The sequence below is a fragment of the Streptomyces sp. NPDC089915 genome (assembly GCF_040684675.1).
Lineage (GTDB): Bacteria > Actinomycetota > Actinomycetes > Streptomycetales > Streptomycetaceae > Streptomyces.
Window position 1 is genome coordinate 32582 of sequence record NZ_JBFBGN010000002.1, and the last position, 14305, is coordinate 46886.

The window sequence follows — 14305 nt, forward strand, 5'->3', positions numbered from 1 at the left end:
TTCACCGCCATGCCCCGCCCCCTCCGCCCCACCCTGCGCACCCTGGCCGCCGCCGGCCTCCTGCTCCCCTCCCTGCTCGCGGCCGCCGGCGGCGCCGCGGCCGCCTCGGCCGCCACTCAGAACGAAGTCCCCGTCCTGAACGGCGATTTCACCGACCCCGCCATCAAAGGCGACCAGTCCACCGTGGGCCTCAGCCACTGGACCGGCCTCAACCAGCGTTTCTCGGCGGCAGCTTCGGGCCGCACCGACGGGGCGAACGGCGTCGGCCTCTCCAAGGCCGACAACACCCTCTGGCAGCGGCTGCGCGGCGTGCGCACCGGCTCCACGGTCACCGTCGCCTTCGAGGACAGCCCCGCCGTGGCCAAGGAATGCGCCCCCCAGGACGTCGCCGACGGACAGCCCTACACCGTGCACGGCAGCGGCGGCACGGTCCAGCAGATGACGACGGCCCCCGACCCCGGCCGCACGAAGGGCAAGCCGGGAACGGGCCACTGGACCGCGCGCACCTACGTGTTCACCGCCGACGAGAACGAGCCGGTGCTCAGCTTCACCTCGAAGGTCACCGACACCCGCGCCCAGGTCCCCTGCTCACCCATGATCACCAGGGTCCGGGCCGTCGAAGTGCCGGTCCCGGTCGACAAGACCATCGACAAGTACGCCCTGGGCACCGCCGAGGCCTACAAGGACAACGAGAAGGAGGCCTGGCTGCACAACGCCGCCGCCGCGTGCAACGGCGAGAACGCGTGCACCTTCCAGCCCGACCCGCGCCACTCGTTCCGCTACTACGACAAGGCCCGGGTGGTCGGCGAGGCCTTCGTCAACTGCACCCGCAACGCCCTGGACCACAGCCGCACCCTCTCCTACACCGAGCGCGCCCACGACAGCGTCTCCCAGACCTACGCCGCCGCCAACCTCCGCCTCGACGAAGTGGCCCGTCTCCCCACCACCGGAGACCGCACGGAGGACAAGAAGCGGCTCAAGGACCGCCCCATGGCCGCGCAGTTCGCCCTCGCCTACGAGATCGCCTGGCAGCGTCCCTTCCAGTGGTTCAGCAGCGACCAGCGCACGGTCGTGGAGCGCATCCAGCCCGGCGAGGTCAGCTGGGTGGAGATCCAGCCCAGCCGGGAGCGCGTCGAGGGGTGGTTCGTCAGCGGCAAGGACGACTACCGCCTCCACACCGTGATCGACGCACCCTCGCGTGCGGTGCCCGACCGGATCTTCCAGCGCACGGGGCCCATGGCCGAGGCGGAGAAACAGCGCTGCGCCGCCGCCCGCCCGATGACGACGACCCCCGTGGGCGGCGACACCCCGGCCGCGTCCGCCGACAAGGGCCTCCTGGAGATCCCCCCACCGACCGGCCCGAGCGTACGGCCGGGACGCAGTGTCCCCCTGCCGTGACCGGCGAGTGGATGATGGTCCGCTCCCACCTCTACCGCGGCCATCGGGTCAGAGGAGTCTGAAGTCCTTCATCGAGCCTCATGGTGCCCGGCCGCGACGGGACGGGCACCCGGGACGCCCGCCGCGCCCAGTTCCAGACGCCTGCCGGAGAACCCGGACCGCAGCCGGCGGTCGTGGCTGACGACGATCAGGGTCCCGGTGTACGGGGCCAGCGCCGCCTCGAGGTCCTCCACCACCCCCGGCGCCAGGTGGTTGGTCGGCTCGTCGAGGAGCAGCAGGTCGTACGGACCGCCCGCGACGAGCCTGCCCAGCTCCAGCTTGCGCCGCTGCCCCGCGGACAGCTCCCGCACCGGCCGGCCCACCTCGGCCACGCCCAGCAGCCCGAACCGCACCAGGGCCTCCGCGACCTCCTCACCGAACGCCCGCGTCACCGACCGCCGCTCGCCGGACCAGGGATCGTCCTGCCGCAGCAGCCCGACCCGCGCCGGCACCCGTACGCTCCCGTCCCCGGCCGGCACCAGACCCGCGAGCACCTGGAGCAGGGTCGACTTCCCCGCCCCGTTGGGCCCCGTGAGCAGCAGCCGCTCACCCGCCGCCAGCCGGAACGACACCGGGTCGAGCCGCCCCGGGACGGCCAGCCCCCGGACGTCCACCCCGCCGCCGGGGCCGTCGTCGGCGCCGAACCGCCCGGTGAACCGCAAGGGCTGCGGCGGAGCCGGAACCGGATGCTCCGTCAGCCGCGCCAGCCGTTCCCGCGCGTTCCGGATACGGCTCATCGCCCCGTGTGCCCGCGACCGGGCGCGGAACGCCCCGGCGCCGCTGAACGCGGCCGGCGCCTTGCGCGGGATCCGCGCGAGCCGCCCGATGTTGCCGTCGGCCAGCCGCTCCACGCGCCGCGTCTCAGCGGTCCACTCCTGGTACTCCCTCTCCCACCGGGCCCGCGCCGCGGCACGCGCGACGAGATGCCCGGCGTAGCCGTTGCCGTGCCGGTGCACGGCGGACCGTTCGGGGTCGACCTCCAGGATCGCGGTGGTGACCCGGTCCAGGAACCTCCGGTCGTGGGTGACGGCCACCAGCGTGCCGGTGCGCCGCACCAGATGCTCCTCCAGCCATCCGACGGCCTCGTCGTCCAGGTCGTTGGTGGGTTCGTCGAGCAGCAGCAGTTCCGGCTCGGCCGCCAGGACCGCCGCCAGGGCCAGCCGCGAACGCTGCCCGCCGGACAGCGTCCCCAGCACCCGCCCCCGTTCGATCGGCCGCCGCTCACCGAGCCGCCGCAGGACGGCGGCCACCCGCCGGTCGGCATCCCGCCCGCCCCGCACCTCGTACTCGGCGACCAGCCGCCCGTACGCCTCCACCTCCTCGGGGCCGGCCAGGTGCAGCCGCTCCTCGGCGGCCCGGATCCGCCGCTCCAGCTCCCGCAGCCCGGCCAGCGCCCGGTCCACGAGGTCACCGGCCCGCGCCCCGGCCGGCAGCCCGAGCGTCTGGGGGAGGTACCCCACCCCGCCGGGCGCCCGTACACACACCTCACCGGCATCGGCCCGCTCCCGCCCGGCCAGCAGCCTCAACAGCGTCGACTTCCCCGCCCCGTTGTCCCCCACCACCCCGACCCGCTCCCCGGGCCGCACCGAGAACCCGACCCGGTCCAGTACCGCCCGGGTGCCGTACCGCTTGCCGACCCCGTCCAGCACGACCTGACCCTGACCACCTGAAGCACGCAAAGACGACCAACCCCTTTTGCAAGACGAACCGTTCCGTCTCGTCAAACTCTAGATCAGCGCCCCGCCCCCAGCAAGACGTTTCGTCTCGCCTAACCGGCCGGGAGGTCGGTGTCGGTGTCGGTGTCGGTGAGGAAGTGGACGACGTGCGGTTCGGCGGGTGCGAGCGCGCCGAGGCCGACGAGGGCGTCGTCGAGCCGGACCCGCTGCCAGAACTCCGCTTCGGTCGCCGCGGTCCCGAGGACCGTCCACGGCGCGCCGTACTCCGTCTGCGCCACCCACACCGCGAGTGTGCGGCGGCCCGGCCCGAAGAGATCGTCGCCGACCGGATCCTCCTGCATCTCGGCGACCACGCTCGACGTGTGCGGATGCGCGCACACGGGCTTCAGGTGCCGCTCCCACCGCTCGCGGAGACGTTCGGCCGCCGCGTCGGCGAACCGGTCGGCGCCGTCCAGGGCCCCCTGGTCGGCATTGGACGCGGCCGGCCGCTCCACGCGCACGAGCAACTCCCGTCCGCACGGCCGGAGGCGGAAGAGTCTGAAGATCGTGATCGGAGCACCCACGTCTCCATTGTGCCGCCCGGCGCACCGCCGCCGCCGACGGCCGGAGCGCCCGCCCCGTCAGCCGGGTCCGGACGAAGCCCGCCGACCCCCGCGCCCGGGAACCATCCGCAGGGCCGTCTCGTTCACCCGGGGCCGCCGCTTCGATCACGAAACGAGGGAGTACCTTGCCCGTGCCCGAAACCGTCTCCGCCGCCGCAGTGGCCCAGCTCCCGCCGCTCGCCGCCCAGGCGGAGCGCCTCATCGAACTCGGGGTGCCCGGCCTCGCGGGGATGTCCGCCGCCGAACTGCGCGCCTTCGCGGCGAACGCGGAGCCCGGGGACGGCGGCGTGCTGCTCGCCGTCCACCCGGACCGGATTCCCGCCTCCGTACTCGCGCCGCTCCTGCGCCACCACGGCAAGCCGGGCTTCGTCGTCACCGACATGACCGACGTCGACCGCTTCGAACCCCACCACACCGAACTGCCCGACGCGCCCCTCTACCTCGTCTCCGGCCTCGACCGCGGCGACCGCATGGCCGACTGGAGTCCGGAGGAGGCCCTGGCCGCCCTGGGGGAGGAAGGCCGCACCCCCCTCGTGCTGACCGAAGGGATCCACTGGCTGCTGCAGCGGCCCGAGGTGCTGGAACGCAACCACTGCTTCATGACCATCGGCTCCCGGCTGCGCAAGCCCAACGGCACGCTGGACGCCCGTACTCCGGCCATCTGGATCAGCAACGGCACCGGACGGGACGGCCGCGAGCGGCGCGACGCCCCCAAGGTCGGCTGGTGCTGGTGGAACAACCGCCACACCTGGCTGGGCTTCGCCTCGGCCACCGGCCGCCACTTGTAGGCCGTCTCTTCCGGATCCCGCCTGACCCTCCCAGCCCCAGCGGGCTGGGAGGCACGGAACGACGCGGGCTTGACCGGCAGGATCCGAAAGAGGAGCCCTAGGGACAGGGCTCCAGGACGGCGAGCTCCCACCCGAAGCCCACCACCAGCCCCACGCCGGGCTCCCACGCCAAGGCGCGGACCGGTTGGGGGAACACCGGGGCGGTGCCCCGCTGTTCGCCGGTGTGCAGGTCCCAGGTTCGCAGCGTGCACTCGTTGGGGACGCCGGCGACGACGACGGTCCTGCCGCCCGCCTCGGCGATGGCCAGGGGGCCCGCCCAGCCGGCCCCGGGCCCCGCCGCCGCGCCGGTGCCGAAGGGACGGCCCAACTGCTCACCCGTGCACAGGTCCCAGGCCCGCACCGTGGCGTCGCGGCCGGCGGTGACCGCCACCGGGCGCCCCTCCGGCGCAGCCGTCGCCAGGGCGCGCACCCAACCGGTGTGCCCCCGCAACGACCGGTCGAGCCGCTCGCCGGTCCGCAGGTCCCACATCCGCACGACGCAGTCCTCCTGGCCGACGAGGACGACGGGCCGTCCGTCCGCCACCGAGACCGCCACCGCCTGTGCCTCGCGCGCATGGCCCGGCAGCGGACCGCCGCGCGGCACCCGCCCGGCCAGGTCCCAGAGCCGCACGGTGCCGTCGGCGGCGCCGGAAACGGCCACCGGCCGGCCGTCCACCACCGTGACCGTGATCGCCTGGACCGTGCCCCGATGGCCCGTCAGGCGGCCCAACGCGGCCCCCGTGTCCAGGTCCCACACCAGGATGACGCCGGACCCGCCGCCGGTGACCGCGACGGGCCGGCCGTCCACGACGGCGATCGCCACCGCCTCCACGGCATCGTCCCCGTGACCGGTGAACGGCCGCCGCACCGGTCGGCCCGCGTCGAGGTCCCAGACGCGCACGGTGCCGTCATCGCCGCCGGAGACCACCACCGGCCGGCCCTCCAGTACCGCCGTGGCCACCGCGCGTACGCCCAGGGTGTGCCCCCGCACCGGGTTGCCGGGGCCTGCGCCCCCGGCCAGGTCCCAGACGCGCACGGTGCCGTCGTCGCCCTGGGACACGGCGACCGTCCGGCCCTCGATCGTGCCGGTGGCCACGTTCCGCACCGGCCGGGTGTGACCGGGCGAGGGCTCGCCCACCGGTGTGCCGGCCAGGAGGTCCCAGACCCTCACGGTGCAGTCGTCGCCGCCGGAGACGGCGACGGGAGCCCCCTCCAGGAGCGTGACGGCCACCGCCCGGACGGCACCCTCGTGGCCGGTCAGCGTGGGGCCCGGGCGTCCGGTGTCCAGGTCCCGGACCGTCAGACTGCCGTCGCCACAGCCGGTCACGGCCGCCGCACGGCCCCGCAGGGTGCACGCGGCCACGGCCGTGACCCATTCGGCGCCGGGCGCATCGCCCCCGGGGGCGTCGCACCGCTCGCCGGTGGCCAGGTCCCAGACCCGCAGGGTCTCGTCGCCGCAGGTGACGGCGACCGGCCGGCCGTGCAGCAGGGTGGTCGCCACCCAGCCCGGAGCCTCCACGCCGTCGTCCCAGACCGGGTGCTCCAACGGGCCGACCAGCAGCACGCCCTCGCGCACGTCCCAGACCCGCACGGTGCCTTCGTCGTCACCGGTGACCGCGACCGGACGGCCGTCCACCACGGCCGTCGCCACCGCCGTCACGGCGCCGTGGCCTGCGAGGGGGCGGCCTTGAGGGGTGCCGTCGCGCAGGTCCCACCAGCGCGCCGTCCCGTCGAGCCCGCCCGTGACGGCCACCGGTCCGCCGGCGACGACGCCGGCGGCCAGAGCCGTCACAGCCGTCACAGTGCCGTCGTGGCCGGACAGCGGCGGCCCCAGGGGTGTGCCCGACCGCAGATCCCACACGAGGACACAGCCGTCCTCGTGGCCCGTGACGGCGACCGGTCGGCCCTCCACCTCGGCCGTGGCCACGGCCGTCGCGGGACTGGGGTGGTCGCCCAGGAGGTCCCGGAACCGCGGGCTCGTCTGGGATCCGGTGGCCCATCGCACCCGCCACGGCGGGCGGGTCGCACCGGAGCCGGGGAGCCCGGCCAGGTCCGCGGCCAGCGCTTCGGCGCCCCAGCGGGCCGCGTTCAGGCCCAGTACCCACCGCCGCAGATCCGGTCCGGCCGCGGAACGCCGTGACGGCGACGGCGGCAGGGAGGAGCGGTAGACCGCCGCGGCCAGGCGGGCCGGTGCACCGCGCGCCCGGTCCAACAGCGGCAGCAGCGCCCGTACGTCGGCACGGACCAGGAACTCAGGGTCGGTCAGCAGTCCGTCGAGTTCCCCCGTCCCGGCGGCCCGGCGGGCCAGGGCGGTCAGCTCGGAAGGCTCCAGCCGGGACCAGGGGAGCGGGGAGGACGGGCTGTTCACCGGGCACCTCCGGCTCGCATCCGGGCCGGTGGCCGCCCGTCGGCGGCCCGGCGGGCGATGGCATCGCAGGGCCAGCATGCGCGGTCCGAACGGAGGACGCACGGCGGCGCGCCCTGCCTGAGCCCAAAGGTACGCACTGGAGTCCTCTGCGACGGCCGACGACGGATCCTGGCCGGCAGACGCCCGGACCGGTCCCAGGGGCTGACGTGCCGCGCGCCCCGGCCCACTTCACCCCGGTGCCGGCCGACTCCGCCTCGACCGATAGCCCGCTATCGCCTGCCTCCTGCGATACCGTGGTCGCACCGGTCGTGATGAGTGGAGGCGGACGTGGGCGAGATCCCCTGGACCATCGAGCGGATCTGCGAGGCCCTCGGCAGTCCAGACCTCGCCCAGCGGTTCCTCGGCGAGATCAACCGGGCGCCCGCCCACGAGATCCTGAGCGTCTTCGCCCGCTGGGAGCGCATCGCCAAGGACACCCTGCTCTCCGTCGAACGCGCGCACGGGCTGGCGCAGTTCGACGAGCGCGGCGAGGATCTCCCTGGTGAGTGGGTCGACGCCACCGCCCGGATTCTCGACGAAACCCGGGCTGCACGCGGCGCCGCCTGAACTGACAGTATTCAAGTGTGTACGCACTGAAGCTCGATCCGGCCGCCGAGGCAGTCTGGGACGCCCTCCCGTCCGAGGCCGCCGACAACCTCGGCCGAGCACTTGCCCTCGCCTGCGAGCGCCCTCTCGAAGCCACACACCCCTGGGGCGTCGACGACAAGGTCATCCGCCAAATCGTCACGCCTGACGTCCGAGCGGTCCTCCTCGTCGGACAGAACACCAGAACCATCGCCGTGCTGCAGATCGACTACCTCCGATGAGGCCGCCGCGTGAGGTCTCGACGTCCGGAAGGCGCCGCATCGTGATGAGCGCCGTAACCGAGTTCGAGGTGAAGGCACTTGAGATCGACCCGGCCGACATCACCGAGCGCATCAGGAAGGCCGGCGGCTTCCACGTCGCCGACCTCAGGTTCCCCGCTTGAACCCACGCACCACCCGGGCGTGCGACCGGGGACGCGGGCCCGCGCTCAGGTGCGCCGGGGCCGATGGCTACGCTCTGCGGCGTGGAAAGACCGACAACCGCCATCGCCCGGTGCAGGGCCTCATTCGGAGAGGCGCCGCGCAGCTTCTCCCGGTTCGACAGGTTCAGGTACCTGCGCATACCCAAGCCCGGGTGGATGGGGCGCAGAGATCCGCTGGCACAGATCCTGAAGGTCCAGGACCTGCTGCTGACCGAGGGGCGCCCGGTCTGGGGCGCCATCGTCCAGGCGAACAGCGAACTGTTCGAACGCGGACGGCGCAACCTCCCGGCCGCCGTGATCTACAGCCCTGACGCCGCGGCCTTCGACGACAGGCCCGACCTGCTCCTCGACATCGCGCGGAAGCTGTACCGGCTGAAGGGGATTCGGCAGCGGAATCCGGAACTCGCCGTGTTCTCGCGCATGCTCGCCAGCGAGACGGACCGCGAGATGCGGCTGGAGGTTCCCCACATCCTCACCGGCGGTGCCGTCGTCTACTGCACCGACATCATCGTCGCCCGCAGGCATCTCCCGGGCCGGGTGCTGAACGAGCCGGTCTTCCCCCTGCTCATCGCCCCGCGGCGTACTCTGATGACGATGATGCTGCCGGGCCGCTACTGGCCGACGCCGGCCCGGTCCGCGCCGACGAACGGCAAGCAGCCCGGATACGGCATCGGCTGACACCGCGCACCACCGCCTCCCCCGTCCCCACGCGCACACCACGAACACGTGGTGTCCCTCTGGCCCCGGAGCCGTCCGGGGCGACACGATGGAGTGATGGAGTGGCTCCTGGAGGAGGCACCGACCCGAAGGGGTGTGCGCACATGTCCGACCACCCGAGCACCGAGACCGGGGACCGCGTCGAGCTCGCCCCCGGCGAAGTCCCCTCCGACGGCCGCTTCGCCAACCCGGACCTCCTCCCCGTACCGGTCGGGGCCCGGCGCTGGACCACGTACAACTTCACCGCCCTGTGGGTCGGCATGGCGCACAACATCCCCTCCTGGCTGCTGGCCTCCGGGCTGGTGGCCCTGGGGATGGACTGGAAGCAGGCCGTCTTCACCATCGCGCTCGCCAACCTGATCGTGCTCGTGCCGATGCTCCTCACCGGGCACGCCGGCCCCAAGTACGGGATCCCGTTCCCGGTGCTCGCCCGGGCCTCGTTCGGGGTCCGCGGAGCCAACATGGCCGCCCTCATCCGGGCGGCCGTGGCCTGCTGCTGGTTCGGGATCCAGACCTGGATCGGCGGGTCCGGGATCTTCGTCCTGCTCGGCAAGATCTTCGGAGGGTGGGCGGGGGCCGCCGAGATCGGCGGCGAGCCGTGGACGCTGTGGCTGTGCTTCATCGTCTTCTGGGCCCTGGAGCTCGCCATCATCTACCGGGGCATGGAGGCCCTGAGACGCTTCGAGAACTGGGCCGCGCCCTTCGTGATCGTGGGCGCGCTGAGCCTGCTGGTGTGGATCGGGGTGAAGGCGGGCGGCTTCGGCGAACTGCTCGACCAGCCGTCCCGGCTCGGCTGGGGAGCGGGGTTCTGGCCGGTCTTCTTCCCCTCGCTCATGGGGATGATCGCTTTCTGGGCCACCCTGTCCCTCAACATCCCCGACTTCACGCGCTTCGGGGCGGGTCAGCGCTCCCAGATCCTCGGACAGACCCTCGGGCTGCCGACGACGATGACCCTCTTCGCGCTGCTGTCGGTGTTCGTCACCTCCGGCTCGGAGGCGGTGTACGGAGCGCCGGTGTGGGACCCGGTGGAGCTCGTCGCCAAGACCGACAGCGTCTTCGGGCTGCTGTTCGCCCTGGTCACGGTGCTGATCGCGACGATCTCGGTGAACATCGCGGCGAACGTCGTCTCCCCGGCCTACGACCTGGCCAATCTGGCCCCCCGCCTGATCGACTTCCGCCGGGGCGCGCTGATCACCGGGGTGGTGGGCGTGCTGATCATGCCGTGGAAGCTGACGTCCACGCCCGAGCTGTACATCTTCACCTGGCTGGGCCTGGTCGGCGGGCTGCTCGGCACCGTGGCCGGGGTCCTGATCGCGGACTACTGGATCGTCCGCCGCACCCGGCTCTCGCTGCCCGACCTCTACCGGGCGGGCGGCCCGTACTGGTACACGGGGGGCTGGAACCTCCGGGCCCTGGCCGCCTTCGTCGTCGGCGGGGTCCTGGCCATCGGCGGCTCCCACTCGGCCCCCGGCAAGGGCCCCTTCCCCGAACAGGGCCTGATCCCCTTCCTGAAGCCACTGGCGGACTACGGCTGGGCGGTGGGCCTGACCGCGTCCCTGCTGCTCTACACGGCGCTCATGACCGGGGCGCGCCACGGTTCACCGGGGGCCGACCGGGCGTACTGACGACCCCGGGTCGTCCGTGCGGGCATCACCGCCGGCGCGGCCCGGCGGCTCCTCAGTCTTGCCCTCGGCGCGACGTCCCGCTACCAGGCGTGGGGACCGAACACGGAAGCCCGGACCCGGGAGTTCGTGGACTCCGCGGTCCAGGCCAGGTCGCAGACCCCGCAGCGCCGGTTCCCCTATGTCGCCCGCGTCGGGCGCGAAGTGGTGGGTATGGGCGAGCTGCATGTCCGCAGCCGCGGGCAGCGCCAGGGCGAGATCTCCTACGTCGTACACCCCCGCAGGTGGGGGCAGGGGATCGGGACGGAAATCGGCCGGCATCTGCTCGCGCACGGGTTCGACGGGCTGGGCCTCCACCGGATCTACGCCACGTGCGACCCGAGGAACCTCGGCTCCTCCCGGGTGCTGTCCAAGATCGGGATGCGCCAAGAGGGACACCTGCGCCACACGGCGCTGCTCAGCGACGGCTGGCGCGACTCCATGATCTTCAGCACCCTCGAAACGGAATGGCGTCCCCCTGCCTGATCCCGCCCCCGGGGTGAAGCCGTGGGGCCCGGGTTCCGGCTCAGCCGTCGTGGCCCGTGGTCTCGAAGAGGACTCCCGCCTGTGGCGGGTGCGGAGGGTCGAGGACAGCGCGGAGGCGGGCGATGTCATGGCGCCATCGCTGTCCGTCCGCTGCATCGTCCCACAGCTCGGCGAGTTCAGACCGTTCGCCGACCACTTGGTCCAGGGCGTCGACGGCCAGCGTTCGAAGGTCCGTCGGCAGCTTGGGCAGAGCCTCCGACGGACCGTAGCTCGAGCACGTGGACTCGCCGCCGGGGTGCTGTGCGACCACGAGGGCCGCTGCGGCGACCGCTCGCACGGCGTCGGGGGCGTCCAGGTCGCCCGTGGAGTCGGCGGCCCGGCTCAGGACTCTGCGGATCACGGGCTCCCGTTCTTCCATGGCCGCCTCGTCCAGGTCGCCGGCGAAGTCGGCGGCGGTGTCGTTGTCGAAGGGGCCGATGTCCCAGGTGCCCATGTCTCTCCTCGTGTGGTCGTCCGGGATCATGGCACCGGCCACTGACAGCGAGACCGGGAGGAGAGCGCCACTCGCTTTCCCGGGAACTCGCGGCAGCCTCCGACGACCGACTTCCCTGGGGGAACACCCCGCGCGCCGGCCGGACGGGATTCGGCTCAGCAGGCGGGCAGGACCCGTTCAGGCGGACCGGTGCCCGCCCGCCCATACGGCGGGCCTGCGCTCCGACCAGGGTGCGGCCCGCTCGAGTTGGGCGGCGACCCGGAACAACAGGTCCTCGCGCCCGTAGCCCGCGGCGAACTGGACGCCGATCGGCAGGCCGGTGGCCGGGTCGGAGGCGAGCGGGACCGACATCGCCGGGGTGCCGGCCACGTTGAACGCGGCGGTGAACGGCGAGCGGTGGAACAGGTGCTCCAGCCAGCCCAGCCCGTCGGCGTGCTCGGAGCCGTGCTCGTAGGTGCCCAGGGGCAGCGGCAGCTCGGGGAGGGTGGGAGTCAGGAGCAGCTGGTCCCGGTTCTCGAAGTGGGCGCCGATCGCGCGGGCGACCCGGTTTCGTACGTCGAGGGCGTGGACGAAGTCGAGGCCGCTCACCCTGCGGCCCCAGTCGTAGCTCGCGAGCATGCGCGGCTCGACCGTGGACTCGTCCACCGGGCGGCCGGACGCGCCGGCGAGGCCGTCGATCCAGCTCACCAGGTTCACGGTCCACAGGCGGGCGTTGGCGAGGACGAACTCCTCCCAGGGCACGCCGAGGTCCACGGTGGTCACGTCGACCCGGTGGCCGAGCGACTCCATGAGCCGGGCGGCCGCCAGGGTGGCCCTGACCACGGCCGGCTCCACGTCGCGCCCGCCCCAGGGGGTGGTGACCAGGCCGACGCGCAGGCGGCCGGGTTCCCTCGTGATCTCCTCGCCGTACGGGCGGCGGGGGCGCTCCGCGAAGTAGGGGTCGCCCGTCTCCGGGCCCTGGATCAGGTCGAGCAGGGCCGCGCTGTCGCGCACGGTGCGGCTGAGCCCGCCGTGTACCGCGAGGCCGTTGAAGACCTCGTCGGCGTCCGGCCCCAGGGAGACCCGGCCGCGGGTGGGCTTGAGCCCGAACAGACCGGTGCCGGCAGCCGGCACCCGGATCGATCCGGCCGCGTCGGTGGCGTGGGCGAGGGGCGTGATCCCGGCGGCGACGGCCGCGGCGGAACCGCCGCTGGAGCCGCCCGCCGTCCGGGTGAGGTCCCAGGGGTTGCGGGTGGCTCCGTACAGGAGCGGTTCGGTGGTGGTGCTGTAGGCGAATTCGGGTGTGGCCGTGCGACCCAGCGTCACCAGCCCGGCCCGGCGGAAGCGCCGCATGAGGAACGAGTCCTCCCGTGCCACGTTGCCGGCGGCGAGGCGGCTGCCCAGTTCGACGCGCTTGCCGCGCATGGACACGGCCAGGTCCTTGATCAGGAACGGCACTCCGGCGAGCGGGGTGCTGCCCGGGACCGGGCTGTCCCCGGCGGGCCAGCTCTCCACGACGGCGTTGACCTGCGGATTCACGGCCGCTATCGCCGCCTGGGCCGCCTCGGTCAGCTCTGCCGCCGTCACCTCCCGCCGGGCGACGAGCTCGGCGAGGCCCACGGCGTCGTACCGGGTGTATTCGTGCAGCTCCACTGCGTTCCACCTGCGTTCCCGATCGGTTCTGTGCGATACCGATCGGTATCGCTTGAGAATGATCGGTAACGTAACATGGCCTGAAACTCCGTCAAGCGCGACCGAAGCGAGGCAGACGATGACGAGCAGCCCCCCGAGACCGGGCCGCGACTCCCGGGTCGCCCGCCTCCCCCCGCGCGAGCGCATCCTCGACGCGGCCGAGGAGCTGTTCCTCGGCGAGGGCGTCAATGCGGTCGGCGTCCAGGCCATCGCGGAGCGGGCGAACACCACGAAGACGGCCCTCTACCGTCACTTCGCCACCAAGGACGCCCTGATCGAGGAGTGGCTCAGGATCGTCGCTGCGGGGTACACGGCCGCCTTCGACCGGGTGGAAGCCGAGCATCCCGGCGACGGCCGGGCCCAGGTGCTGGCCGTGGCCCGCTTCGTCGCCGACGGCCTGCCGGACATCGTCCGCAGGGGCTGCCCCTTCGTGAACTCCATCGCCGGCCTGACCGAGCCCGGACATCCGGCCCGCCGGCTGATCGAGAGCCACAAAATCCGCCAGCGGGACCGCCTCACCGCCATGTGCGAACAGGCGGGTGTGGCCGCGCCCGATGACGCCTCCGCGGAGATCACCTTCCTCCTGGAAGGAGCCCAGGTGAGCGCCCAGAACGGCAGCGTCGACCGCGCGGGGGACCGGCTCATGGCCGCCGTCCGGGGCGTGCTGGACCGGGGGACGACGACCGGCTGAGGGGCCCACCCCCTTTACGGGGAGGCAGTCGCGCCGGCCGGGCGCCGGCCCCACGCCGAGATCAGCGGCGCGAGCGTCAGGTGGAGTTCGCCCGCCTGGACGGAGGCCAGATGCGCGTCGATCTCCGCGTCGTCGGCCAGGCCGGCCGCCAGCAGTTCGCCGCGCACGTGCCGGATCGTCGCCGCCTCCAGCCGGTCCGAAGCCGGCCCGCCGATCGGGAACGAGCCCGCCGCGGCGACGTCCACCAGGCCGGCCTCGCGCAGTGCGCGCGGCAGCGTCCGGCCGTAACGCAGGTCCGCGCCGCGGCCCGCCAGCAGCTCCCGGACCGCGTCGCGCAGCCGGCCGGGATACCGGGGCCACCGGCCCCCTCCCAGCAGCGCCAGCCGGCCGCGACCCCCAGCCGGTCGAAGTGCCCGCGCGTCACCCCGTCGAACAGCTCGGCCAGCCAGACGAATCGCTCGCCCGCCTCGGCACGCGCGTTGTCCAGCAGGTACCCGCGAGCGGGAGCGGACTCCCCACCGGGCGCGGCGGTCCCGTCTGCCGGATCGGGTCGGTCACCGGGGTGCGGCGAGTGGGGTGATGGGAGAGGAGAGGTCATGGACCACATGGT

General features: G+C 73.5%; 13 protein-coding genes and 1 pseudogene. 8 read left to right on the top strand and 6 right to left on the bottom strand.

The genetic code is table 11. The annotated features are described in order from the left end of the window. The first annotated feature begins 9 nt into the window (after positions 1-9). Positions 10-1398 (top strand): hypothetical protein, encoded by a 1389-nt coding sequence (locus AB0O29_RS00990; protein WP_365144021.1) that lies wholly within the window; start codon positions 10-12, stop codon positions 1396-1398. Positions 1399-1466: 68 nt separating this feature from the next. On the opposite strand, the gene AB0O29_RS00995 is transcribed toward AB0O29_RS00990, so the two are convergent. Then, positions 1467-3086, bottom strand: a complete 1620-nt coding sequence (locus AB0O29_RS00995) for an ATP-binding cassette domain-containing protein (RefSeq protein ID WP_365144024.1) — start codon at positions 3084-3086, stop codon at positions 1467-1469. A gap of 119 nt (positions 3087-3205) precedes the next feature. Next, on the bottom strand, positions 3206-3676 hold the full coding sequence (locus AB0O29_RS01000; RefSeq protein WP_365144027.1) for a hypothetical protein: 471 nt from the start codon (positions 3674-3676) through the stop codon (positions 3206-3208). Positions 3677-3846: 170 nt separating this feature from the next. Here AB0O29_RS01000 and AB0O29_RS01005 point away from each other — a divergent pair, with 170 nt between their 5' ends. Beyond that, complete coding sequence (locus AB0O29_RS01005) at positions 3847-4503, top strand: DUF5701 family protein (protein ID WP_365144030.1); 657 nt, start codon at positions 3847-3849, stop codon at positions 4501-4503. A 97-nt stretch (positions 4504-4600) separates the two neighbouring features. On the opposite strand, the gene AB0O29_RS01010 is transcribed toward AB0O29_RS01005, so the two are convergent. Continuing rightward, positions 4601-6910: a WD40 repeat domain-containing protein gene (locus tag AB0O29_RS01010; RefSeq protein ID WP_365144033.1), complete on the bottom strand. Its 2310-nt coding sequence runs from the start codon at positions 6908-6910 to the stop codon at positions 4601-4603. A 327-nt stretch (positions 6911-7237) separates the two neighbouring features. Here AB0O29_RS01010 and AB0O29_RS01015 point away from each other — a divergent pair, with 327 nt between their 5' ends. From AB0O29_RS01015 to AB0O29_RS01035, 5 genes are all read left to right on the top strand, one after another. Continuing rightward, on the top strand, positions 7238-7516 hold the full coding sequence (locus AB0O29_RS01015) for a hypothetical protein (RefSeq protein WP_365144036.1): 279 nt from the start codon (positions 7238-7240) through the stop codon (positions 7514-7516). A gap of 17 nt (positions 7517-7533) precedes the next feature. Next, positions 7534-7776, top strand: a complete 243-nt coding sequence (locus tag AB0O29_RS01020) for a hypothetical protein (RefSeq protein ID WP_365144039.1) — start codon at positions 7534-7536, stop codon at positions 7774-7776. A 356-nt stretch (positions 7777-8132) separates the two neighbouring features. Continuing rightward, entirely contained in the window at positions 8133-8654 is a 522-nt protein-coding gene (locus AB0O29_RS01025) for a hypothetical protein (protein ID WP_365144042.1), read from the top strand. A gap of 143 nt (positions 8655-8797) precedes the next feature. Next, positions 8798-10318 carry an NCS1 family nucleobase:cation symporter-1 gene (locus AB0O29_RS01030; RefSeq protein ID WP_365144044.1) on the top strand — a complete coding sequence of 507 codons (1521 nt, stop codon included), beginning with the start codon at positions 8798-8800 and terminating at the stop codon, positions 10316-10318. 24 nt (positions 10319-10342) lie between these two features. Further along, positions 10343-10840 carry a GNAT family protein gene (locus tag AB0O29_RS01035; protein ID WP_365144367.1) on the top strand — a complete coding sequence of 166 codons (498 nt, stop codon included), beginning with the start codon at positions 10343-10345 and terminating at the stop codon, positions 10838-10840. Positions 10841-10880: 40 nt separating this feature from the next. On the opposite strand, the gene AB0O29_RS01040 is transcribed toward AB0O29_RS01035, so the two are convergent. Then, positions 10881-11333, bottom strand: coding sequence for a DUF4259 domain-containing protein (locus AB0O29_RS01040; protein ID WP_365144047.1), 453 nt, complete (start codon positions 11331-11333; stop codon positions 10881-10883). A gap of 177 nt (positions 11334-11510) precedes the next feature. Then, a complete protein-coding gene (locus tag AB0O29_RS01045; RefSeq protein WP_365144050.1) occupies positions 11511-12965 on the bottom strand; it encodes an amidase in 1455 nt (484 codons plus the stop codon). A gap of 118 nt (positions 12966-13083) precedes the next feature. Between AB0O29_RS01045 and AB0O29_RS01050 the strand changes: the two genes are divergently transcribed. After that, positions 13084-13695 (top strand): TetR/AcrR family transcriptional regulator, encoded by a 612-nt coding sequence (locus AB0O29_RS01050; RefSeq protein WP_365144052.1) that lies wholly within the window; start codon positions 13084-13086, stop codon positions 13693-13695. Positions 13696-13709: 14 nt separating this feature from the next. Here the strand turns inward: AB0O29_RS01050 and AB0O29_RS01055 are convergent. After that, a pseudogene (locus AB0O29_RS01055) lies at positions 13710-14185 on the bottom strand (hypothetical protein). Positions 14186-14305 lie beyond the last annotated feature (120 nt).